The sequence below is a fragment of the Sedimenticola hydrogenitrophicus genome, from assembly GCF_029017505.1.
Classification (GTDB): Bacteria; Pseudomonadota; Gammaproteobacteria; order Chromatiales; family Chromatiaceae; genus Sedimenticola; species Sedimenticola hydrogenitrophicus_A.
Genome location: NZ_JAQGEI010000009.1, coordinates 131,482 through 152,429 on the forward strand (window position 1 = coordinate 131,482; position 20,948 = coordinate 152,429).

Below are 20,948 nucleotides of genomic sequence, written 5' to 3' on the forward strand. Positions count from 1 at the left end.
TGCCGACTATTCTATCGGCACCTTCTCTCAGTATTTTACCTTTAAATGATGAAAACTATACCCTTTCCAGGCCTAATAGCCAATTATGGATTATTTTTCAAGTTGTTTGTGTTATTTAGACCGCAACTTATTGTTTTTTAATAATGGCAGTATACGAAAACATTGGCTATTTACCAGTCAGGTGTTGTCTGAGGCAGTGCTCTTGAAGTGGCTCCCGCCATCCTACGCCGGAGACCCGCAGGGCAGGTCTAGCCCACCAATCCGCCCCATGGAGCACCGAATGACTAAACAGCCGGCCACCCGCAACCGAGCTACGCTACTTCGGCTGTCGTAGGGTGCCGGTGAGCCTGCGAACTGCACTATTCATACCCCCTTTGATTGGCGTTATTCCGCACATTGCAGGAGCGATGATGACGGTGTATAAACACATATACACCCATTGGAGATCCTCTATGAATACAGTCCGTTGGAATGTCGCCGTATCAGCAGATACCGATCAGTCGCTCCGAATGTTTTTGGCCAGCCAGGGCGGCGGTAAAAAAGGCGACTTGTCCCGTTTTATTGAAGAGGCGGTGCGTTCCCATATCCTGGAGTTAGTCGCTGAACAGGTCAAATCCTCAAATGAGGGAGTCGGTGAAGAAGATCTGAGCACCCTAGTGGAAGAAGCTTTGGATTGGGCGCGTAATCGGTAATGCGGGTTGTTCTGGATAGCAACATCTTATTCAGCGCCCTGATTTCCCCGCATGGTACACCCAATAAGATTTATCGGGCGTGGCGGGCAGCACAATTCGAAATTGTGACCTCGACACATCAACTCGATGAAATACGTCGAGCTAGCCGTTACCCGAAACTTCAGGCCGTATTGCAGCCAGCGAAAGTGGGCACCATGCTTAATAACCTGCAACATTCCATCGTCTTGGAACAATTGACCATGACCGAGGAAGCCGATGATCCAAATGATGCCTTTTTGTTAGCTATGGCCATTGCAGGAAAAGCTGATTATCTGGTGACCGGTGATCGCCGGGCTGGCATGCTACAACGAGGGCATATTGGCAGAACCCGGATAGTTGCCCCGGCACTGTTTTGTTCAGAGGTCATAGCCAAATGATTTGCTCAGGTATTGCTTTCTGGTCTGGGATTTAAGCTCGTCATGGCGCCGTTTTTTAGCTGTTATCACCGGCGCCGTTTCAAATAACCGTCTGGTGCGACTGTGATGAGCAGTTTATGTTGAATGCTCTTGTCGATCTCGAATTCCGAATGCTCGCTCAGATACTTCCAGACAGCGGTCTTGGGGTTATCTCCTGGCCCCCATGGGCGATCAGGGAACATGTCGGCGGGCATGTCTTCCACTACGGTATCGAACACCACGCAATAGCTGTCGACGCTCGCTAGAGGGGCGTAGGCTTGCAGTTCTGCCAATACGTGATCATGGGTGTGGTTACTATCCAGGCAGACGAGCACGCGTGAAAAGTTGGTCGCAATGGCGTGGACCTGCTCGATGATATCGGGGGAAATACTGGAGCCCTCAATCATCTCAATACGCGAGGACAAGGGGTGTGCCTCAATGGCGGATCGATTGTGTGCGCGGATGTCAATGTCAATGCCAAGTACTTTGCGTAGCGAGAACTTTGGGTCGATCGTTTCGCCCCTCTCGATTGCATCGTACATGTCCAGCAGTGCGAGCATGGACGCACTGAAAATCAGCGATCCTCCATGGGCGATGCCGGTTTCAATGATAAGATCTGGTTTGATTTCCCAGATCAGTTCCTGCATCGCTATGATGTCCTGCGGGTACTGAATGATGGGGCGACCTTGCCAAGAGAAATTGTAGGAGTACTTAGACATGATTGAGGCACGCATGAATTCAATCGATGAATCACACAGTCGCTTGTCTGATGTAACGGCTACAATTCGTTCGGCCACTTCTTGTTGAAATTCATTCACGATCAACTCCAATATAGTTATATGCATTGTCGGTGAATTGTATGATTTCTTCTAAATAGTTTGAATTCATCACATAAATCAGAGAATCCTTGGACAAGTCCGCCAGTGCCGCCTTGGGTGATTGGACCCGCAATCCGGTACCTGGCAGATACCTTCCTTGTTTTGCTGGATTGATGTCGATCACAGTGTGGACTGGAAATCCGGCTCGTTCCTTGAGCAGTGCGAAAATGACACCTTTTGAAGCGCCGCCCCAAATGGCAGTCTGATTCTGGTCAATACGGGGTGGTTCAGTAATAGTATTTGTGAAATCAGCGGGGAAGATAACTCGGTCATTTACATCGATCTGCGGTTTTCTGAGCGATGCGAGATCTGCAACTACATAGAGGTACTGGCCTCCAAAGGACCGTCCACTATCGATGATGTGGCCGAACATCCGGTCAAAGTCAGATAGCCTGAAATAATTGACGTGCTCGTAGAACACATCAAACCAGGCGCGGTGCGCACATATCCAATCAAAGCACGGCACCTCGATATAAATCTTGCCGTGACCGCCATTTGCCAACTTCAGTTGTTCTAGAAAACTAACAGGATTTTCAATATGCTCAAGAACATGGCGAAGAATCAAGCCTTGAGCTTGCTCCATAACGCCAGGTGCAAAGTATCCGCGTTGTATTCGTGGGTTTGAACCTTCGTATGTCGGATCAAAGCCAGTGACATCAAATCCATTGGCTAGAAGCAGCTCCAGAAAATATCCCTTACCACATCCCACTTCGACCAAACGATCACGACCAATAGTTTGATCTATGAGGCGAGTAACCTTATTGAGGTGTCGCTGAAACAATGAACTTACGGCCTGTTCATTTTGATAATGTTTGTCATAGATCATCAGTTCCGATTGAAACTCGGCATTGAAGACCAATCCCGTGTGCGCATCTTCCACAAGCCTTATATTGCCCTTTGGGCAATTTTTTGCTTCTTCGGCAGTTTGGTACATCCGGTTCTGAAAGATTGGAAGCCCATCCTGCTGATAGAGAAGCCTCATGATTCGACACCTGCTTTGATTCCCACCACGCAGGGTGGATCTATCAGATTATCGCGACGTGCACCGAAACGAAGCAAATCGCGCCTCCCGTAGTCGTCTGCGATTTGCTCCGCCAGTTCTCTGACAGTGGTTCCCTTACCTGAACATACGTTGATAGCACCTTGTCGATGACTTAGCGCGATGTCTGTAATCATTCGACCAGCTTCCTGGACATCCATAAAGTCACGTAGTTGACTACCGCTCGTGAGTTCCGCAGTTTCGCCTTTCGACAACTTCGCTTTCAGGTATGGCACTAATCGCCTCTCATCCTCGCCTTCGCCATACAAGTAAAAAAGACGGCACCATGCGAATTCGACATCTGTGACTGCGAAGTATTGTGAAAGCGAAAGGAACACCGCTGCCTTGGTCGCAGCGTAGGGTGTGACAGGCTTCAAGGGGGTATCGACGGATAAATATCCCTGGCTCAAGTCATATTCAAAACAGGTACCAACACCCACAAATCGACGAACGCCGGAGTCAAGGCAGGCCTTCGCTAGCGTGAGTGTACCGCTTAGGCAGTCAAGGTTTCGGGGAGACTGGAGATAATGGCCAGGTTCCGCATACCAGGCAACATGAACCACAGTGTCAATGCCATTACATACCTCCTGCCACCAGGTCATGGGCTCGGTAAATATGTCAGGGGAAACAACCTGCGATTCAATCTGTTTCATCGGTTCGATCCGGTACTCATGACCTTCGCGTACCACTAGACGAAGCTTAACTGCTTGCCCTTCAAGTGCTTTTAACACTTGGCGCCCGACAAATCCCGTCGCGCCGGTTAGAAGTACAGTTTTGGTCATACAATCACCATGTTTGGAACCACTGTGACAAACCGCACGCCATGTGCGACCAACTCGGAAAGTTGACTCCGTACTTCCTCAGCGATATTCCAAGGCAGAATCACTACATAATCCAGACGATGTTCCTCTAGCATTGATGGCGAAAGGATCGGGATGTGGCTGCCCGGCAGGAACTTGCCCTGCTTGGCAGGGGCGGCGTCGCAAACGAAGGGCAACAGATCTGGCTTGATACCGGCGTAGTTCAGTAGGGTGTTACCTTTGGCTGCCGCCCCATAGGCGGCGACTTTCTTGCCCGATCGCTTCTGTTGAATCAAGAATTCGAGCAGATCATCTTTGACCCGGTCTGCACGGGACTGAAACCTGGTATAGGTGGCGATAACTTGTAAACCACGTCTTGTCTCTTCTGCAAGCAACTCGGTAACCGCCTGACTGCTCTGCCGTGAGTCATTGCTATGACAGCCGAACACGCGCAGGCTGCCGCCATGGGTGGGTAACTCTTCCACATGCCAAACGCGCAGACCCGCTGCCTGAAACACCCGACACACAGTATAGAGCGACAGATAGGAGAAGTGCTCGTGATAAACAGTGTCGAACTGGGTGTGCTCGATCAGGAGCATAATGTGCGGGAATTCCAGGGTGATGGTACCACCGGGTTTGAGTGCTGCTTTCAGTCCCAGAGTGAAATCGTTGATGTCCGGTACATGGGCATAGACATTGTTGCCTGCAATCAGGTCGGCTTGCTTGCCTTCTGAAACCAGTCTCTTGCCCAGGGCTTCGCCAAAGAATTCACGCAGGACCGGGATGCCCAGTTTTTCGGCCGCCGCCGCTGTACTGGCAGTTGGTTCGATGCCCAGGCAGGGAATACCCGCCGTGACGAAATTCTTGAGTAGGTAGCCGTCGTTGGAGGCTACTTCGATGACCAGGCTGTCTTTGGTAAGGCTCAATTGTTGTGTCATCTTTTCGGCGTAACGCGCGGCATGCGCCAACCAACTGCTGGAGGTGCTGGAGAAGTAGGCGTAGTCGGGGCTGAACAGCTCATCAGGTTGGGCATAATCCTCTGTCTGCACCAGCCAACACTGGTCACAGACCTTGATCTTGAGCGGGTAGTAAGTTTCCGGGTGCGTCAGGTCGTCCGCGGTGAGATATGCATTCGAGGGGGGGGCGAAGCCCAGATCAATAAAGGTGTGGCGGAGCGGGGTATCGCAGTGGCGACAGTTCATAGCGCTAAGCCTGAAAAGTTCTGATCGATCATTGGGTGATGCGCATCCCGACTGGAGAGTTCAGTTATTTCAAGCGGCCAGTTAATGGCCAGCGTTGAATCTTGTGGATTCAATCCCGCCTCTGCTTCGGCATGGTAGGGCGCAGAATGACAATACAGTAGTTCAACTTCATCGGTTAGTGCCTGAAAACCATGTGCAAAACCTTCGGGTATCAGTAACGCACGGCAGTTGTCTGCCGAAAGCTCTTCGGCATGCCAATGGAGGAAGGAGGGTGAGATCGTGCGAAGATCCATGGCGACATCCCATACCTTGCCGCGTATGCAGCTTACCAGTTTCATTTCTGCGTGGGGTGGGTGTTGGAAATGCATTCCACGCACCGTACCGCGCTGGGTTGTATAGGTATGATTGATTTGCGCTAGGGGTTTATGCCATCCGGCAACTGCAAGCTCTTCGGCGCAGAACAGACGCGACAGGAATCCCCGGTTGTCACCCAGGCGTTGACGCTCAACCAATTTCAGGCCCGCCAGAGGTGTGTCAAAGATAGTAAAACGGTTCACTTCAAACGCTCGTAGGCCGCGATTTGAGCCTCACAGCGCGCTCGTGCCTCTTCGCCCTGATGCTGGTCGCGATACCACTTCATGGTATGTTTGATCGCATCGCTGAGCAGCCACCGGGGCTTGACGCCGAGCGTGTGACAGGATTTTGTAACCTCCAGGGCCAACAAGCCCGCCTCATGGGGCCCATCGATATTGTCCTTGTAGCTTACTTCGCCGCTGCCATAGACGCTGCGGGCAATTTCCACCACTTCGCGCACGGTCGCCACGTCGTTCGTCTCCGGCCCGAAGTTGTAGGCGCCCGCCAGTGCGGGTTGATACCAGAGTTTCTCTGCAAGGGTCAAATAGCCGGCCAGCGGTTCCAGCACATGTTGCCATGGGCGGATTGCCTCGGGGCTGCGAATCTCCAGGATTCGCCCCGATTGCCATGCCCGTATCGCATCGGGAATCAATCGATCTTCAGACCAGTCTCCGCCACCAATGACATTGCCGGCGCGGGCGCTTGCAACGGCAGTGCCTTGCGTCGCGAGAAAGCCATCACGATAGCTCGCAATCACCAATTCGCTGGCCGCCTTGCTGGCGCTGTAGGGGTCGTGGCCACCCAGTGCATCGTCCTCACGGTAGGGCCATAGCCACTCATTGTTACGATAGACCTTGTCGGTCGTCACCATCACCGCTACACGCACACTGTCCAGCCCGCGCAAAGCATCCAACACATGAGTCGTCCCCATGATATTGGTGGCGAAGGTCTCTACAGGGTTGCGATAGCTGGCCCGTACCAATGGCTGCGCAGCCAGGTGAAACACAAGGTCAGGCTGGACTTGCTTAATCAGGGGGGTTAGCGCTGCGCTATCACGAATATCCTCTAAATGACTCTCGCAAAGCGCTTCTATACCGGCTAGCGTGAACAGATTCGGTGTGGTACACGGGGGCAAGCTGATACCGGTCACCTTGGCGCCGAGCCGATGCAACCAAAGTGTCAACCAAGATCCCTTGAATCCGGTATGCCCGGTGACCAGGACTCGTTTGCCTCGCCAGAAACCGCTACTCGACCGCGTTGGTTCTGTCATGGCCAGATTTTCCAGGGTGCCCTTCCTGACACCCATAATTCTTCGAGATAATTTTTGTCACGCAGGGTATCCATCGGCTGCCAGAAGCCCTGATGCTCAAAGGCAATCATCTCACCCATGGCGGCAAGTTGCGTCAGCGGTGTACTCTCCCAACTGCTTTGGTCACCTTTGATTAGGTCAAGCACCTTGGGTGACAGGACGAAAAATCCACCATTGATCAATCCGCCGTCACCCCGCGGCTTCTCAATAAAACCGGTAACCTGATCACCCGTTCGAACGAGCGCACCATAGCGGCCCGGTGGTTGAACGGCGGTAACCGTTGCCAGTTTCCCATGTTGATGATGAAACATGATGCTTTTTGCGATATCGACATCACTTACGCCATCGCCATAGGTAAAGCAGAATGCCTCCTCATCCTTGATGTAATCTTCGACTCGTTTGAGACGGCCTCCGGTAAGCGTATTTTCGCCGGTATCTACCAAGGTAACCCGCCAAGGTTCAGCCTTCTGCTGATGTACTTCCATTTTGTTGTATTCCATGTCAAACGTGACATCCGACATGTGCAGGAAATAATTTGCGAAATACTCCTTGATAAGGTACCCCTTGTAACCACAGCAAATCACAAAATCATTCACACCATGGGCTGAATACAGCTTCATGATATGCCAGAGGACCGGCATACCGCCGATCTCTATCATGGGTTTTGGCTTGAGATGGGTTTCTTCAGAGATACGGGTACCCAGACCACCCGCCAGAATAACCGCTTTCATAGCAGACCCCTGTTCAAACTCACCTCATCAAAGGCAGCTAATACGATAAGACTCAGGATCGATGCACACATACTGGTCAGTTTGACCTGTTGGAATACATGAGTTGGGTTATCTGCTCAGAGACCAGGCCGATAAGAAAAATTATCACTGAGGTAGAAAGCAGTAGTGCGCTCATGTTGGTGAACCTGCCTATCGATAAGTAGGTATATAGATAGTAAACGATACCGGTAAGAAAAAATGCGAAGCTGATGGGAACAAACAGCTTTAGCGGTGAATATAGACTGCCTATTTTGAAAATGATCAGTAGGAAGCGGATACCATCCTTGATGGGATGAATGTGGCTTTTTCCTTCCCGTTTTGCAGCGATGATGGGTTCATAGGCAACCGTGTATCCAGCCCTGAAAAAGGCCATGGTGCTGGTCGTTGGATAAGAGAAACCGTTGGGCAGCAGGTAGAGGAATTCCCTGAATTTGTCTGCCCGAACAGCCCGGAATCCGGATGTCAGATCTTCCACGTTGTGATTGACCATGAAACTGGCCAGGCGGTTATAGAACTGGTTGGCCGCCAGTCTGCCTATCGACGCCTGTGAGCCCGTACTCCGGGCGCCCACGACCATGTCGTACCCCTCATGGAGTTTTTCCAGCAATCGGGCGATGTCATCTGGGTTGTGTTGGCCGTCACCATCCATAAAAACCAGGATATCTCCACTTGCCATTCTGGCCCCCGTCTTAATGGCGGCGCCGTTGCCCGTACTATAGGGATGGCTGAAGACCGTCGCACCGTTATCCTTGGCGATCTCCGGGGTTTTGTCAGTGGAGCCATCATCGACCACAATTATTTCGGCTGTGGGTTGGACGGTTTTTATCTGGCGAAGCAGCCCGCCAAGGGAAATGGATTCGTTTTTGGCTGGAATTATTATACTGATTGTTTTGGACATAGTATTTGAAGGCTCTCTAAGTTCCGTTAAGCGACTTATATTCCTGTCTGCTGGAAATCAACGATGTTACTATACTATGACCAATATACATAATTATATCAATTGCTTATCTGTTTATCGCGCAATGATGTCTACCCATGTCAGGATGAAAAACTTGACCAAGGTTATCGGTAGCACCTGGGCATTATCTGACTATTATCGACTCAATGTGCTATAAACTTGCCGCGTAACTTGATGGGAATTGTTGTCGTCAATAGAATCAAATCCGCAACAAGGACTATCACTCTATAACTTGCAAGAATTGCTATTAGATTTTCTACACGTAAGTCGGATAGAAACAACTCGGTACCTACATATTCAGACACACCTAAGCCTTGGGGTGCAAAAATGGCAATGAATCCTACGCCCCAAGAGAAGATATATATTCCAGCCATTTCAAGTGTGGAGTTGAAGAATTCAATACTGGAGAAGGCGTTCAAGAAGGCGGCGAAGGATAGGCCTACAAAAAACCACTGTAAAGCGATAATCAAAACAGAAAAAAAGTAATCAGAAGACCTGTAGACTAACGAGTTCTTGAAGAATAGTCGCTTCGTGATGGCTGGAAATATGGCGATCACTATTATTGAAAATGGCACTGCCAGAATCGCGATGTTAGCCCATCCTGATTGCAGATAAGAAAGTTGACTAACGACTAAACCCCCAAGAAGTAGGGTGATAGACGCCACCATGAAGATTTCGAAAAGTATATAAATTGTTATAGACCTGACGGGGATCCCGATTTTTTGGTAATCGCTGGCTCGTGATGCTGTATGCCAAATGCCACCGGGCAAATATTTCGCAGGTAATCTTCTGGCGTATATGTAAAATGCCTGAGAGTAGTTTATGTTGTTGTCGGTAGCCCTGAAGGCTACTGTTGTTACAAGTGGTGAAAGAAAATGCATTAATAGAAACAGTAGAATAGACGCTGCAAAATATATACTTTCTGATTCAGTAGTCAATTGTCCCAGAAGATCTCTCGAAGCATAGATATAATAACCTAAATAGGCTAGTGCAAAAGGGGTGAATAGGATTTTGAGCCAATTCAGCCCTGTCTTGGTAAGGAAAGTTATCGTCTTCTGCACATTATTCTCGTATAAACTTTCCGGCGATATATCGTATTGGGAATGACAGGAAAAGATTAACTAAAATCAGTGACTTTATATGTAGTTGTATATTTGAGCTTGCAACGATTCTTATAAGTTCAATGGGTAAGCGGGCAAGTGGCAAAAATTTGGAAATTCGAGATTTTGCCAATAAGTATTGATTGCTCTTATATCGTTTTATCTTTTCACTATATGTCTGCTCGTTCCTGAACTCTCTTCGAGACCAAACGGCATCTGACCTGTAGGCAAAATTACCGTGCAAACAGAGATTGGTGAGTATCAATAAATCACTGCCGACAGTATTGATAATAGAAGTAGAACGGAGAAGTTCGGTGTTTATCAATCCTAGTACAGGATGCATATTTCCCCAGAATACCATGTTGAATCGTGAGATTATGGAGAGACCTGATGTATCAAATCCCCCTGACACTCTATTTAGTGAATCACCATTACTTGATATCCAGAATGCGGGGCCAAAGCATAATACTGTATTGCTACTCTCTGTAAGTGCTTCATGACAGATGCTTATGAATCTTTTGTTCCATAGATCATGGCCAGAAGCCCACATGAAATATTCACCATTTGCCATAGTAAGTGCATACTCAAAATTAAACCCAGGACCCCTGTTGATTTTATGTCGATGATAGACGATTGACGGATGGTTTGATGCGTATCGTTGGCAAATGATTGAGGTGCCATCATCGGAGCTGTTGTCGGATATTACGATTTCAAGATTTGGGTAGTCTTGAGAAAGTAATGAGTCCAATGTTTTTGAAATATATTTTTCTTCGTTGTATACGGGGACACCGACTGATATTAGAGGATATGAGTGCATAGTTGAGTTATCACTTCTAAATTTAAATCTATAATGGCAGTTGGATTTGTAGGTGTAGGCCAGTCATTTTACGTCATGTGGCTGCTTCATTTAATGCTTCCTGGGAATTTCTATTAACTCGAATATCCTGTTATCAATGTGGTAGGTTTTGAGGTTGTGTTATTGGCGTTGATCTTTTCAATAAGGAATTTTTCGAGATTCTCTATGGATTCTTTCCATTGATGCCTTTTGAAAATGTTCTTTGGCGAATGCTTGCGGGCATCATGGACTATTTGTAGTGCCTCTTTATAGAGTTCTGCGCTTACCAGCGTTGTAAACATCGAAGATAATGTTTCTATTGTGGGTTTAATACTATGTGCGCTCTCTAAATGGTGCATAGTCAAGTTCAAATCTTTTTTAGCTATTGAAATTCTCGATAATTCAAGGTGGAGGTTATAAACGGCAACTTCCTGGTTTCGAAAGTGCTTGTTTTTCAGCAAGGTATTCCCGAGGATATTAATATCCTCTAAATTAAGATAAGTACAGTCATCTTTTTGTTCGATGTCAATTAGATTGTGAAGAGCATCCAGAGCAGCTCCAGAGTATTCCATAGTGCTAGATCGAAGTACCACATTATGGAATTTTTCCGATAAAGCGTCACGCTCATCCTTGAAACACCCAAGTTGCAGTGTTTGTAAGGCTAAACCGCTATCATTTGGCATCCTTTCGCTAGCGCTATTGATCACCTTATCTGCCTTTTCTCTGTTGTTGTTATATACCAGTTTTTGTGAATAATTTTGGGCGGCCCTTGGAGAGTAGGGATGATATTGGTACCACATTTTTGCTGCTAGTAGCTGATTTCCCCAAAGAGATATTGTTTGAGTGAGTAAAAAACCAAACATGAACGGGTAAATGGCAATCATCCATTTTTGTTTTAGGCTTGTGACCCGTTGTATTTGTAAACATGCAAACAGTATTACAAATATTATCCCAAGGCTTGGCAGATAATTTCTATGTTCAAAATAGAGTTCAAGCGGGAAAATCGTAGACTCTAATATGTGTCCGCACATGAACCATAAAATGCCAAGTGCAAGTATAGGTGCGCCTCGTCGTGTATAGACTGCAATGACTGTAGAAGCAATCAATGTTATTGCGGCAAAAAATGATTTAAACGACCAGATCCAAATAGCCTGATCATCATGGTATGGACCCATGAGAGATATATTTGGTGCAATTATTTGCAGTATATATTTCCAAAGGATTACGGATTCGGTAGCTAATCTTTCGTTAAGAGTAAAGTTACGGGTGCCATAGCTTGCAAGGATACTATCCCATGTGAAAATGTAATAAAGTAGAAGGAAAGCGATCGGTGTAATAAATATCATCCCTTTCCATAACGTAAATATTTTTTGTTGAGTTTTATTAAGCAGTGGAGGTTTAATTATTGTTACTTCCAGGGCCAGAGCATAGAGGGGAAGCAATGCTCCATTTTCCTTACATAGAGCTGACAAGATAGTGCATCCGATAACTCCTGACCCCATTAACAAATAAGCTCTCCTTGGATTGTGGCTTAGTAGAGCGCGACCTCGTAGATAGAGATTCAGTCCGATTAAAGAAAACATGGCAGCGAGAAGAGTCATCCGCTGAATAGTCATTAGCACTGCTGAACTGTTAAATGGATGCAATACCCAGACAGCAGTTACAAGTAGGGCTATCCATGTGGCCTCATGACTGTTGAATTCCAAGTTTTTTTGGAAGATTTGCAGTACCAGAAGTGTAACAAGAAGGGCGTTGATTAAGTGTATAAGGGTGTTGGTGCGAATTAATTCTGATGTAAAATCCGGCCAGTAATGTTTCTGTAACATGAAGGTTAATAGAGAGATGGGGCGGCCTAATGGACCAGCCTTTCCATCCGTGAGGAATGTTAGGGCGGAATCGGTGTTTGTAACGGATGATAATCCAGACAGATTTTGGGAGTCGTCAAATCCGGGGCCGGCACTGAAACCATATTGATAAATAAAGTAAGTGGAGAAAAGCAGTGCGAGGAGCAACGCGATCTGGAAAAAAGAAGTCCACGTATACCTTTTTACGGTATCTGGTGCTTTGTGGTTTGAAGAAATCATTATTATCTCAGCCTAGTTATCACATTGCATTCCGCTAGTATCGGCATCAATCTGAATTAATCGGATTAATCTGCTTATCTCTTTATCGTAATATTTTTTGTTATACCTTCCTTTAGGGTCGAATGGAATAACACGCTGTGTAAAGATAAGATGTTTGATCGATTCGCAGTAATGTCCCTTATCAGCCAGTAAGGTTGATTGCACAATGCCCATATTGACACTGGGATTTTCCTCTAGAGATTGTTGGAACTGATCCACAGCATCTACCGTTTTATCTAAAGCTAGCAACAGATGGGCCTTATTATGGTGGATCTTCGACATATTTTGTGGAACTGAACTGAAACGTGGGTTGCTGGCTACGGCATCCCATAAATCTAACATGGCGAGTATATTCAATTTGGAATCGCTGCTGACAATCTGTTGGGAGAGAAGAACGGTCGCTGCCAGCGTTTCATTAGAGTAGGGCGCTGCCTTTATTAGCGATGCCAAGCTTGAGATTCTATTAGCTTTAAGTTCCGGAGTCTCCTTCGTTAATCTAATCAAATGTAAGCGAATCGGTGTGTCATCCGCTACTGTTCCAAGGGCGGCGGTTAAAACTTTTTTAGCTGTAGCGACTTCGTTTTTATTAATCAGGTTTTCTGCCGCCGCTAATTGTGCCCGATGCGATAGAGGATTTTCCCTCGCCCAGTTAAGTTGCAGTTCAGTAGAGTTAGACCAACTCTGGCATCTTATTGCGGTCATCACGACCAGGACGACGGAAATTAGAATTGGGATGAATGTGCCGGATTTTGGCTTGTGATCAATTAGTTTAATAGCCAAGAATGAAAAGGGAACAAAAAGAAAAGCGCTGGGGAGGTAATTTCGGTGTTCGTAGTAGAGCTCTAACGGAACAGTGGTAGATTCGATTAGATGTGCGGCAAAGAAAAAGAAGACTGAGACACTTATCAGTGGCTGTCTTGCTCTATATACCCATGCTATGGAGAGCAAAGACAAGATGATAAAAATCGACACGAGCACTATTGGATTTTCGCTAATGCTTTTTGATATTGGGTAATACTGATAAAGGCCGCCGGTATAGGGTTGTGGGATAAGCAGTATTTTTAAATACTCAATTAGCACCTGGCTCTCAGTTAGCAATCGCTCATATACGGTGAATCCCCTAAATTCAACTATTGAATCCGGCTGGTTTAATCCAGCCCAGATCAGATATAACACAATTACAATGGACGGGGTCCACAGGGATAAAATCTTAAAACGTTTGAAAGTTGTTGAGTCGGCTTTATTCGAAAACAATAGACTTTCTATGATCAGAATAAACAGCGGTAGTAATGCGCCGTTTTCTTTTGATAGCGTGGCAAACAGGGTGCCTAACGAAATCGACATCGCCATCACCAGGTAGCCTGATTTCGGTGATGTTAAATACCTGATTCGACCATAAATATAGCCCACCATGCCTAGGAGAGAGAATAGGGCCGATAAAATTGCCATCCGCTGTATAATGTAAAGGACCGTAGAGACGTGTAGCGGATGTGCCGCCCACCAAATCGAAGCAAATAAAGCGATCCAGATTCCGTGTTTAATCTCTTTAAGGTGGCTGGAGTTTTTAAATATTAAAGATATGAACCAGAATAAGATGATGCCATTCAAGAGGTGCAAGAGAATGTTGGTGATTTTAAAAGGACCAGCGTCGTCTGGCCAGCTATCGGCATTCACCAGGAAACTGAGCAGGGAAATTGGCCTCCCTGTCGGGCCTGCGGATGAATAGCTCAGATAAAGCTTAAGTTGCTCTAGGCTGTTGATCTCGCCAAACGAATCCAACGCTTTTAGATTGGGTAGATCGTCAAACAGAAAATCCCCGGGCAGCCCCAAGCTGTAAACCGCCGTGAGTATAATTAAGAAACCAGTGAGGCAAAGTAGGGAGGGGAGGTGCCTGCTGGTTCGAGGTGGATTCATTTTGCGTAAGGCCAGTCAACAAATTTAATAATCTGTCGGCGCTAGATGTAGTTTTAGCCAGTCGGCTGATCTTTAAGAAGCAAGCATGCTTGTTTTTTTGAATCGGTATCCAAGGTGATCCGTCTCCGGGTTTCTGATCTTGATATTCAGCTGTTTGGGGTGGTCATCTTTTGTGACTTATACACAGAGTTTGGATTCGCAGTTATTTGCTTATTAAGCATAAGTTAGGGAAGTCATATAAAGCAACCGTTTGACTGCTTGTGCATACTGCATGACAGGAGACGTTGAGCCATTAACTCGATTACAGGCGTGTAGGATGGCGAGTCGTGTGGTTCATGCTGAGAAATTGAGTCTGTCGATAGAATGTGGAGTGGATAGGAACTAATAGAAACAGCAGCCCCTTGATCCAAGGGGCCGCTGTATGCACTAGTTATCTACAGTTGGCAGGAAGGTACTTGGTTGGGATAGTAGTAGAGGCGTTATCGCAGACCCAGGTTATGGAGCCGACGTTGTCAACTGGGCTAAGCACAAAGTTTCCAGTCGTTCCAGAGGCGGTGTTTACCACGGCGGTAATTATCCCAGCGCTGACAGTTACTGAAGTAACGTAATCGCCAAGAATACTGGCGGCTGTGGAAATGCCTGCTTGGCTATTGCCAACAGGCCAAGTGGAGCGGGCGTTATAGAATTCGGCAACGGCAGTTTTGGCGCCAGAAGCTAGATTCACCGCTTCACCTACACGGGTGCGGATGGTGTAATCCTGGTAAGCGGGGATGGCGATGGCCGCCAGAATACCGATAATCGCGATTACGATCATCAGTTCGATCAATGTAAAACCGGCTTGTACTCTTTTCATGGTAATACTCCGTATTTTCTATAGTAGTTGCTTATCGGGCGGGCCAATCTTAACTTTAGCCCTTCCATGGAAACTGCGACTTATCTCTCACTTAAACCGAACATCTCAGCTGTGTGCCTAATAGTACGCACGTGCCATGCCAATTCTGTTATTACTTTCCAAGATAGAATTATTATTTTAATAAAAACAGTTGGTTAGTGTGTTTTGATGGGTGTTACGCTGACCCAATGCCGGATAACTTCCCTGCTAATGTGCTTGCTAGCGTCAGAATGTGACGGATTTTGTCACCCCGGCCTTTTTCGGGCCATGCTGAACACCTATTCCGCCGGAATGTGAATGCTGATTCCGAACCAGGGGTCATGTACTGAGCAAGACGGTGTATGGTGCTGTTATGACAACCTTACTTGGTGTCTAGCCACGCTTTACAAATAAACGTCTTCAGATACTCCTGGAACTCCTCTCCTAACTCTTTGTGCTCCAGGGCATATTCGACCGTGGCCTGTAGATAACCTAGCTTGCTGCCACAATCGTACCGCTTGCCCTTGAATTCATAGGCAAGCACATCCTGCTCTTTGAGCAGCATGGCAATTGCATCGGTTAACTGGATTTCCCCACCTGCCCCACGGCCGGTCTTTTCCAGGAAGCTGAAAATGTCAGGTGTCAGGAGATAACGCCCGACGACCGCGAGATTCGATGGTGCAACCTCAGGGTGAGGTTTTTCAATTATGCCGATGATTTTGCTCAGACGTTCAGCGCTCTCGGCCGTTTTAACAATCCCGTATTTATGGGTCATGCTCGGATCAATACGTTCCACTCCGATTACGCTGACCTGCCTGTCGTTGAAGACTTCCATCATCTGATTCATGCAAGGATTGTTGGCCTCGTTGATCAGGTCATCCGCCAATATAACCGCAAACGGTTCATTACCCACTACGGGTTTGGCGCATAAAACGGCATGCCCCAATCCCAGAGCTTCCGGTTGCCGTACATAAACAGAAGATACTCCCTCGGGTAGGATTCCTCTCAGTATGCCGAGTAATTCGCGGTCGCCACGTTTTTCAAGCTCAGTTTCCATCTCATAGTTTTTGTCGAAATGGTCCTCGATCGCCCGCTTGCTGCTGCTGGTAACGAAAATGAGTTCATTGATCCCGGCCGCGATGGCCTCTTCCACGGCATACTGGATCAGTGGTTTGTCGACAATCGGCAGCATCTCCTTTGGGTTGGCCTTGGTGGCGGGTAAGAATCGGGTCCCCATGCCCGCAACAGGAAAAACCGCTTTATTAACTTTCATTGACCAACTCCATAATGTGAAGCCAATAACCACCCTGATCAGTAATGCGGGTCAGAGAACAATATTTGCTAGTATACCCGTGACCGTAGCTGACTCTGAACGAAATGCGGGTCAGAGAACCGGGAAATGCGGGTCAGGGAACAATATTCTGTAGTGCCGGTGGTGGTAGCTGATCTTGCCAGGGGATCGCGGGGTCAGGTCTTGCATTGTGCGCGTGAAGAATTCCGGCCCCAGGGTTAAGCCCTACAGACTCCTATCCCGCCTCTTCATTAGTATAATTAGCGTAACGTATTGCGGAACGTATCGCATAACGTTACTATCCCACCATGATCAAATCATTCAAGGACAAGAGAGCAGAAGATCTGTTCAACGGCAAGAAGCCCAAACGTCTTTCGGCAGATATCCATAAAAGAGCCTTCACAAAGCTGGTCATGCTCAACGCCGCCGTCGAGCGAGATGATTTGAAAAGACCGCCGGGCAACCACCTTGAGGCGCTTGTCGGCGATAGAGAGGGCCAATATAGCATCCGCATTAATAAACAGTGGCGGGTCTGTTTTGAGTGGGATAACGGCAGCGCTTATAATGTTGAGATAGTGGACTACCACTAGAGGAGCGACCCATGACTTACGAATCACCTGATCTCCTGGTGCACCCTGGCGAGATCCTGCGGACAGAATTTTTGGAAGAGCTGGATCTGAGCGCCTACAAGCTGGCGCAGGATATTAGTGTCTCCCGCACCCGCATCAGTGACATCATCGCCGGCAAGCGCGCCATCACTGCTGATACCGCCTTGCGGCTGGGGCGCTACTTCGGCACCACCGCGCAGTTCTGGATGAACCTGCAGGCCGACTACGAACTGCGCAAAGCGGTGATCGAGTTGGGCGAAAAACTGGAGCAAGAGGTTCACCCACGAGCGGCCTGAGTTAGGTTAACGGTTTGCTTAGGCCTACCTGGCTTCCGTTACTCCATACCCAACTTGTCCAGTTTATAACGCAGTGCCCGAAAGGAGATGCCCAGCCTCTTGGCGGCGGCGGTCTTGTTCCAATGGGTCTCTTCCAGGTGAATGCGGGTCAGAGAACAATATTCTCTAATATACCCTCGTACACAAACACTGTTTTCTCCCTTGATTGGTTAATGAGGGACATATATCATACTATGTATGACACTTATGACTGAGGGATAGGATTGCCTTGTGAGGGTGTTCAAGAATGCTTGGTTTGTGCGATTTGCTCGGAAGCAGCATATTCCAGACACGGCGCTGTTGGAAGCCATTGCGCGAGCTGAGAATGGACAAATTGATGCCGATCTGGGTAGCGGTGTACTCAAGCAGCGCGTGGCACGGCAAGGGCAAGGCAAGTCTGGCGGTTTTCGCACGATTATTCTGTATCGGACGGCGCAACGCGCTGTCTTCGTCTACGGCTTTGCCAAGAGTGACCGGGCCAATATCGATGGTGACGAAGAGGCGCAGTTCAAGAAAGCAGCGGCCCATGTTCTTGGACTGTCTGACAAGCAGTTAGCTGAGTTGATCAGCAAGGGCCAGTTTTCGGAGGTGCAAGAAAGTGGCAAAGAAATACAGAAGTGATGCACTAGCGGCGATCCATGAAACGATGGAGGCACTGCACGAGATCGGCGCAGTTGATAAGCAGACTATGCGTGAGTTCGATGATGCCTGTCTCACTCCTGTGCAGGTATTGTCGCCGGAAGAAATTCGCGCGCTTCGTGAGCGCGAGCACCTGTCCCAGCCCGTCTTTGCCCGGTACCTGAACGTGAGTAGAAACCTTGTGTCAGACTGGGAGCGTGGCGTCAGAAAACCTGGTGGCCCCGCCTTGCGTCTGCTGACAGTTGTAAAAAAGAACGGCATTCAGGCTATTGCATAGCAAAATGACGTAATTCGGGTCAGAGAACAATATTCTCTAATATACTCGTGACAGTAGCTGACGCTGGAATTCCGCTTTTGGCAAGAGGGTGACATACCGTAAAAAGGGAAAGGTGGGTTATCTTTTAATCCCTCCGTTCCCTTTCCCCCTGTTTCCACTCATTGCCAAAATCCTTCTGAAAGCGGTCGATCTGATGCATATGCTCGTGCAGAACGGTCACGATACCTATGTCACCGTTGCCCAGCGTTTTCCAATAGATGAAATGCTTCTCGTACCGGAAGAAATATCCGTCCACGCTAAATTCGGCCGGGATCGGACGCGACAGCACCTCGTGCGTTGCAATTTTATCAAACGTGTCGAACAGCCCGGTCACGTACCGGTCGGCCTGCTCGTTTCCCCAACGATCCCGGGTGTAGCGGTAGATTTCGTCGATGCGGTGCGAGGCCGCTTCCTGAACCCGGAAGCGGGTCATCCGGTTTTCGTCTGGTTTCGATCAATGACATCAGCAGCCGAGAGCGGCTGGTACGAGGCGTCCGGCGCCGCGAACGCGCGTGACAGCTCGGCTTTCAGGCGGTCGAAGGCCTGTTGTTCGGTTCGCTCCTTGTCGCGCCGGATGAGGTCGCGAATGTACTCGCTGACGTTTTCGTAGTTGCCGGTTTCACCGACATTGGTCGCGACAAAGTCACTGAGCGCGCCGCTCAGGCGTACCGTCATTGTGGTTGTGCGGGGCATGGTCGAGTCTCCTGCCGCAGATCTTGTATTCAAGATAATCAAAAACGCACACACCTGCAAGTGGGCTATGGGTGGACGATTATTTGGTTTAGGTGGTTCAGGTGATCGTGCTGGGGCGTAATGTATAAGGATGCTGTTCAGCATCTCCACCGCATAGGCCGGGTCCTTGCGAAAGATTTCCGCTATCACCTCGTCAGGTTGGGAACAGAATCGCTGCGTAGTCCATTGCGCCATGTAGAACATGGACGACCACTACACGCTCGCGTTCAACTTGATAGAAGATGAGGTAGTTGCCGTACGGACGGCGCCGGATGCCATAGCGTTCGTAGCGGCACCAGAGGAAAGGCCAGCGCGAGATCGGCGAGCGTAAGGCACTTGTCCCGCAACTCTTGCAGAAAGCTGACCGCCCGAACCGGGTTGTCTTCGGCAATGTGATCGCCGATCGGCTCCAGGTCGCTTTCTGCCTCGGCCGTGATATCAACTATCATGCCGAGCGATCAGTCATCGCACGGTACTTGCTTTCGAGGCGGTCGAACACGTCTTTGGCTGACTTCGTGCGACCAGTCTCGGCGTCGGCGAGGCCGCGAGCAATCGAGTTGTCTAGGGCCGTCAAACGGGTTTCACGATCCTGGATGAGGCGCACACCCTCACGCAGCACTTCACTCTTCGAGTTGTAGCGGCCCGACGCCACCAGCTCCGCGATGAAAGTCTCCAGTTTGTTTCCAAGGTCGGCGCTAATCATCGTCATATCCTCTGCAATATGTGGGCATGTGTGCCACATTTACTAATAGTTATCAAACATGGCCAAGTCGAGTGGTTAAACTTATGCGGGTCAGGGAACAATATTCTCTAATATACCGGTGGCAGCTGATTTTGCCAGCATCATTACTCGGCCTGAAGGCCCGGGACTGCCGTGCACCTGGTCAAAAGCCTGACTGACGGCTTTCTGTATACTACATTCAGACTGGCGCGTGGTTATTCCAGAATTGAGCAGGTGACACGATGGGGTGTGTGTCGGATAGTGCTAACAGGTCTTTGTCTCCGGTAATCAGGTAATTAGCCTGGGAGAGCCTGAGTGCGGCCAGCAGGGTGCCGAGTACAGGCTGGTCGTATTCATCACGTAGGGAGGGCGTATTACTGGGGTCGGGTTCGATGAGTTCGGACTGGATGCTGAGGATGTCGATCAGATCGTCCATTTCCTCTTGTGACAGACCGTGCCGATGTTGCAGTCGCGGTAACACCCGGCTCAGCTCTTCGAGAATATAGCCTGAAAGTAATACCTCGATGGAGCCGTGCCGCCATGCGGCCAGAATTTTGCCCGGAATGCTGGCGGGGTAGGCGATGCCAGACAGCAGTACATTGGTATCAACTACCACCCTCAGGGTTGCCATGCCTTTCAGGTTTCTTGTTGTGTGGCTTGGCGCACTTGTTTCACGGCCTCATCAATCTCCGCCATGCCTTCTTCTTCAGGAAGCACAGCGAATCCCTTTTCAATTCGCTCGCACAGGGCGTCAAAGCGGGCCTGCATGCGCTGAATCCGGGCAAACAGCTTGGCGTCAACCAGCGCGGCCACCGGCTTACCATCTTTGTTGATGATGATACTGTCGTGACGATACTGCACCTGATTAAGCATATCGCCCAGATTCTGTCGAAAACGCACGGCGCTGGTTTCGGTAATCATCGTTGATCTCCATAATGATCGTTATGGTCATTATGGTTGCGATTGGTTGGTGCGTCAAGCTGTGGAGGGAGTGGAATGCGGGCCAGCGGGAATGCGGGGCAGATAA

27 protein-coding genes and 1 pseudogene are annotated in these 20,948 nt (G+C 48.6%); 6 read left to right on the forward strand and 22 right to left on the reverse strand.

The genetic code is table 11. The annotated features are described in order from the left end of the window. The first annotated feature begins 452 nt into the window (after positions 1 to 452). Positions 453 to 692 (forward strand): ribbon-helix-helix domain-containing protein, encoded by a 240-nt coding sequence (locus O9K64_RS07620; RefSeq protein WP_275097481.1) that lies wholly within the window; start codon positions 453 to 455, stop codon positions 690 to 692. Then, positions 692 to 1,108 carry a putative toxin-antitoxin system toxin component, PIN family gene (locus tag O9K64_RS07625; protein WP_275097482.1) on the forward strand — a complete coding sequence of 139 codons (417 nt, stop codon included), beginning with the start codon at positions 692 to 694 and terminating at the stop codon, positions 1,106 to 1,108. Before O9K64_RS07620 ends, O9K64_RS07625 begins: the two co-directional genes overlap by 1 nt. A 65-nt stretch (positions 1,109 to 1,173) precedes the next feature. Here the strand turns inward: O9K64_RS07625 and O9K64_RS07630 are convergent, their stop codons facing one another. From O9K64_RS07630 to galU, 14 genes are all read right to left on the reverse strand, one after another. Further along, positions 1,174 to 1,944 carry a cephalosporin hydroxylase family protein gene (locus O9K64_RS07630; RefSeq protein ID WP_275097483.1) on the reverse strand — a complete coding sequence of 257 codons (771 nt, stop codon included), beginning with the start codon at positions 1,942 to 1,944 and terminating at the stop codon, positions 1,174 to 1,176. Then, complete coding sequence (locus O9K64_RS07635; RefSeq protein WP_275097484.1) at positions 1,937 to 2,986, reverse strand: class I SAM-dependent methyltransferase; 1,050 nt, start codon at positions 2,984 to 2,986, stop codon at positions 1,937 to 1,939. The genes O9K64_RS07630 and O9K64_RS07635 overlap by 8 nt, the downstream gene beginning before the upstream one ends. Then, entirely contained in the window at positions 2,983 to 3,825 is an 843-nt protein-coding gene (locus tag O9K64_RS07640; protein ID WP_275097485.1) for an NAD-dependent epimerase/dehydratase family protein, read from the reverse strand. Before O9K64_RS07640 ends, O9K64_RS07635 begins: the two co-directional genes overlap by 4 nt. Further along, positions 3,822 to 5,045, reverse strand: coding sequence for a class I SAM-dependent methyltransferase (locus tag O9K64_RS07645; protein ID WP_275097486.1), 1,224 nt, complete (start codon positions 5,043 to 5,045; stop codon positions 3,822 to 3,824). Before O9K64_RS07645 ends, O9K64_RS07640 begins: the two co-directional genes overlap by 4 nt. After that, positions 5,042 to 5,602 carry a dTDP-4-dehydrorhamnose 3,5-epimerase family protein gene (locus tag O9K64_RS07650; protein ID WP_275097487.1) on the reverse strand — a complete coding sequence of 187 codons (561 nt, stop codon included), beginning with the start codon at positions 5,600 to 5,602 and terminating at the stop codon, positions 5,042 to 5,044. Before O9K64_RS07650 ends, O9K64_RS07645 begins: the two co-directional genes overlap by 4 nt. Beyond that, positions 5,599 to 6,669 carry a CDP-glucose 4,6-dehydratase gene (gene rfbG / locus O9K64_RS07655; RefSeq protein ID WP_275097488.1) on the reverse strand — a complete coding sequence of 357 codons (1,071 nt, stop codon included), beginning with the start codon at positions 6,667 to 6,669 and terminating at the stop codon, positions 5,599 to 5,601. Before rfbG ends, O9K64_RS07650 begins: the two co-directional genes overlap by 4 nt. Continuing rightward, on the reverse strand, positions 6,666 to 7,439 hold the full coding sequence (rfbF, locus tag O9K64_RS07660; protein ID WP_275097489.1) for a glucose-1-phosphate cytidylyltransferase: 774 nt from the start codon (positions 7,437 to 7,439) through the stop codon (positions 6,666 to 6,668). The genes rfbG and rfbF overlap by 4 nt, the downstream gene beginning before the upstream one ends. Positions 7,440 to 7,515: 76 nt before the next feature. Then, on the reverse strand, positions 7,516 to 8,376 hold the full coding sequence (locus O9K64_RS07665) for a glycosyltransferase family 2 protein (RefSeq protein ID WP_275097490.1): 861 nt from the start codon (positions 8,374 to 8,376) through the stop codon (positions 7,516 to 7,518). 203 nt (positions 8,377 to 8,579) lie between these two features. After that, on the reverse strand, positions 8,580 to 9,497 hold the full coding sequence (locus O9K64_RS07670) for a hypothetical protein (protein ID WP_275097491.1): 918 nt from the start codon (positions 9,495 to 9,497) through the stop codon (positions 8,580 to 8,582). Position 9,498: 1 nt separating this feature from the next. Next, positions 9,499 to 10,353, reverse strand: coding sequence for a glycosyltransferase family 2 protein (locus O9K64_RS23770; RefSeq protein ID WP_420493158.1), 855 nt, complete (start codon positions 10,351 to 10,353; stop codon positions 9,499 to 9,501). A 113-nt stretch (positions 10,354 to 10,466) separates the two neighbouring features. Next, on the reverse strand, positions 10,467 to 12,455 hold the full coding sequence (locus O9K64_RS07675) for a hypothetical protein (protein WP_275097492.1): 1,989 nt from the start codon (positions 12,453 to 12,455) through the stop codon (positions 10,467 to 10,469). Between the two features lie 12 nt (positions 12,456 to 12,467). After that, complete coding sequence (locus tag O9K64_RS07680) at positions 12,468 to 14,324, reverse strand: hypothetical protein (RefSeq protein ID WP_275097493.1); 1,857 nt, start codon at positions 14,322 to 14,324, stop codon at positions 12,468 to 12,470. 514 nt (positions 14,325 to 14,838) lie between these two features. Next, the gene (locus tag O9K64_RS07685) at positions 14,839 to 15,261 is read right to left on the reverse strand and encodes a pilin (RefSeq protein ID WP_275097494.1); all 423 of its coding nucleotides are present in this window, start codon (positions 15,259 to 15,261) and stop codon (positions 14,839 to 14,841) included. A gap of 400 nt (positions 15,262 to 15,661) precedes the next feature. Then, positions 15,662 to 16,552, reverse strand: coding sequence for a UTP--glucose-1-phosphate uridylyltransferase GalU (gene galU / locus O9K64_RS07690; protein WP_275097495.1), 891 nt, complete (start codon positions 16,550 to 16,552; stop codon positions 15,662 to 15,664). 326 nt (positions 16,553 to 16,878) lie between these two features. Between galU and O9K64_RS07695 the strand changes: the two genes are divergently transcribed. Then, positions 16,879 to 17,160, forward strand: coding sequence for a type II toxin-antitoxin system RelE/ParE family toxin (locus tag O9K64_RS07695; RefSeq protein WP_275097496.1), 282 nt, complete (start codon positions 16,879 to 16,881; stop codon positions 17,158 to 17,160). A gap of 11 nt (positions 17,161 to 17,171) precedes the next feature. Next, positions 17,172 to 17,474, forward strand: coding sequence for a HigA family addiction module antitoxin (locus O9K64_RS07700; protein ID WP_275097497.1), 303 nt, complete (start codon positions 17,172 to 17,174; stop codon positions 17,472 to 17,474). Between the two features lie 38 nt (positions 17,475 to 17,512). Here the strand turns inward: O9K64_RS07700 and O9K64_RS07705 are convergent. Continuing rightward, positions 17,513 to 17,611 (reverse strand): annotated as a pseudogene (locus O9K64_RS07705) (helix-turn-helix domain-containing protein); the annotation flags it as partial. 133 nt (positions 17,612 to 17,744) lie between these two features. Here O9K64_RS07705 and O9K64_RS07710 point away from each other — a divergent pair. Together O9K64_RS07710 and O9K64_RS07715 are read left to right on the forward strand one after the other, a co-directional pair. After that, positions 17,745 to 18,134: a type II toxin-antitoxin system RelE/ParE family toxin gene (locus tag O9K64_RS07710; protein WP_275097498.1), complete on the forward strand. Its 390-nt coding sequence runs from the start codon at positions 17,745 to 17,747 to the stop codon at positions 18,132 to 18,134. Then, positions 18,112 to 18,429, forward strand: a complete 318-nt coding sequence (locus O9K64_RS07715; protein ID WP_275097499.1) for a helix-turn-helix domain-containing protein — start codon at positions 18,112 to 18,114, stop codon at positions 18,427 to 18,429. Before O9K64_RS07710 ends, O9K64_RS07715 begins: the two co-directional genes overlap by 23 nt. A gap of 124 nt (positions 18,430 to 18,553) precedes the next feature. On the opposite strand, the gene O9K64_RS07720 is transcribed toward O9K64_RS07715, so the two are convergent. The 7 genes from O9K64_RS07720 to O9K64_RS07745 all read right to left on the reverse strand — a co-directional run bounded on the left by O9K64_RS07720 (position 18,554) and on the right by O9K64_RS07745 (position 20,842). After that, positions 18,554 to 18,901, reverse strand: coding sequence for a type II toxin-antitoxin system RelE/ParE family toxin (locus tag O9K64_RS07720; protein WP_275097500.1), 348 nt, complete (start codon positions 18,899 to 18,901; stop codon positions 18,554 to 18,556). After that, the gene (locus tag O9K64_RS07725; protein WP_275097501.1) at positions 18,898 to 19,161 is read right to left on the reverse strand and encodes a ribbon-helix-helix domain-containing protein; all 264 of its coding nucleotides are present in this window, start codon (positions 19,159 to 19,161) and stop codon (positions 18,898 to 18,900) included. The genes O9K64_RS07720 and O9K64_RS07725 overlap by 4 nt, the downstream gene beginning before the upstream one ends. A 193-nt stretch (positions 19,162 to 19,354) precedes the next feature. After that, positions 19,355 to 19,474, reverse strand: a complete 120-nt coding sequence (locus O9K64_RS23775; protein ID WP_420493159.1) for a type II toxin-antitoxin system RelE/ParE family toxin — start codon at positions 19,472 to 19,474, stop codon at positions 19,355 to 19,357. Beyond that, positions 19,428 to 19,649: a type II toxin-antitoxin system RelE/ParE family toxin gene (locus O9K64_RS07730; RefSeq protein ID WP_335342253.1), complete on the reverse strand. Its 222-nt coding sequence runs from the start codon at positions 19,647 to 19,649 to the stop codon at positions 19,428 to 19,430. Before O9K64_RS07730 ends, O9K64_RS23775 begins: the two co-directional genes overlap by 47 nt. Further along, entirely contained in the window at positions 19,646 to 19,903 is a 258-nt protein-coding gene (locus O9K64_RS07735; protein WP_275097502.1) for a type II toxin-antitoxin system ParD family antitoxin, read from the reverse strand. The genes O9K64_RS07730 and O9K64_RS07735 overlap by 4 nt, the downstream gene beginning before the upstream one ends. Before the next feature lie 217 nt (positions 19,904 to 20,120). After that, positions 20,121 to 20,552: a putative toxin-antitoxin system toxin component, PIN family gene (locus tag O9K64_RS07740; RefSeq protein ID WP_275097503.1), complete on the reverse strand. Its 432-nt coding sequence runs from the start codon at positions 20,550 to 20,552 to the stop codon at positions 20,121 to 20,123. A gap of 5 nt (positions 20,553 to 20,557) precedes the next feature. Beyond that, the gene (locus O9K64_RS07745) at positions 20,558 to 20,842 is read right to left on the reverse strand and encodes a type II toxin-antitoxin system Phd/YefM family antitoxin (protein ID WP_275097504.1); all 285 of its coding nucleotides are present in this window, start codon (positions 20,840 to 20,842) and stop codon (positions 20,558 to 20,560) included. Positions 20,843 to 20,948 lie beyond the last annotated feature (106 nt).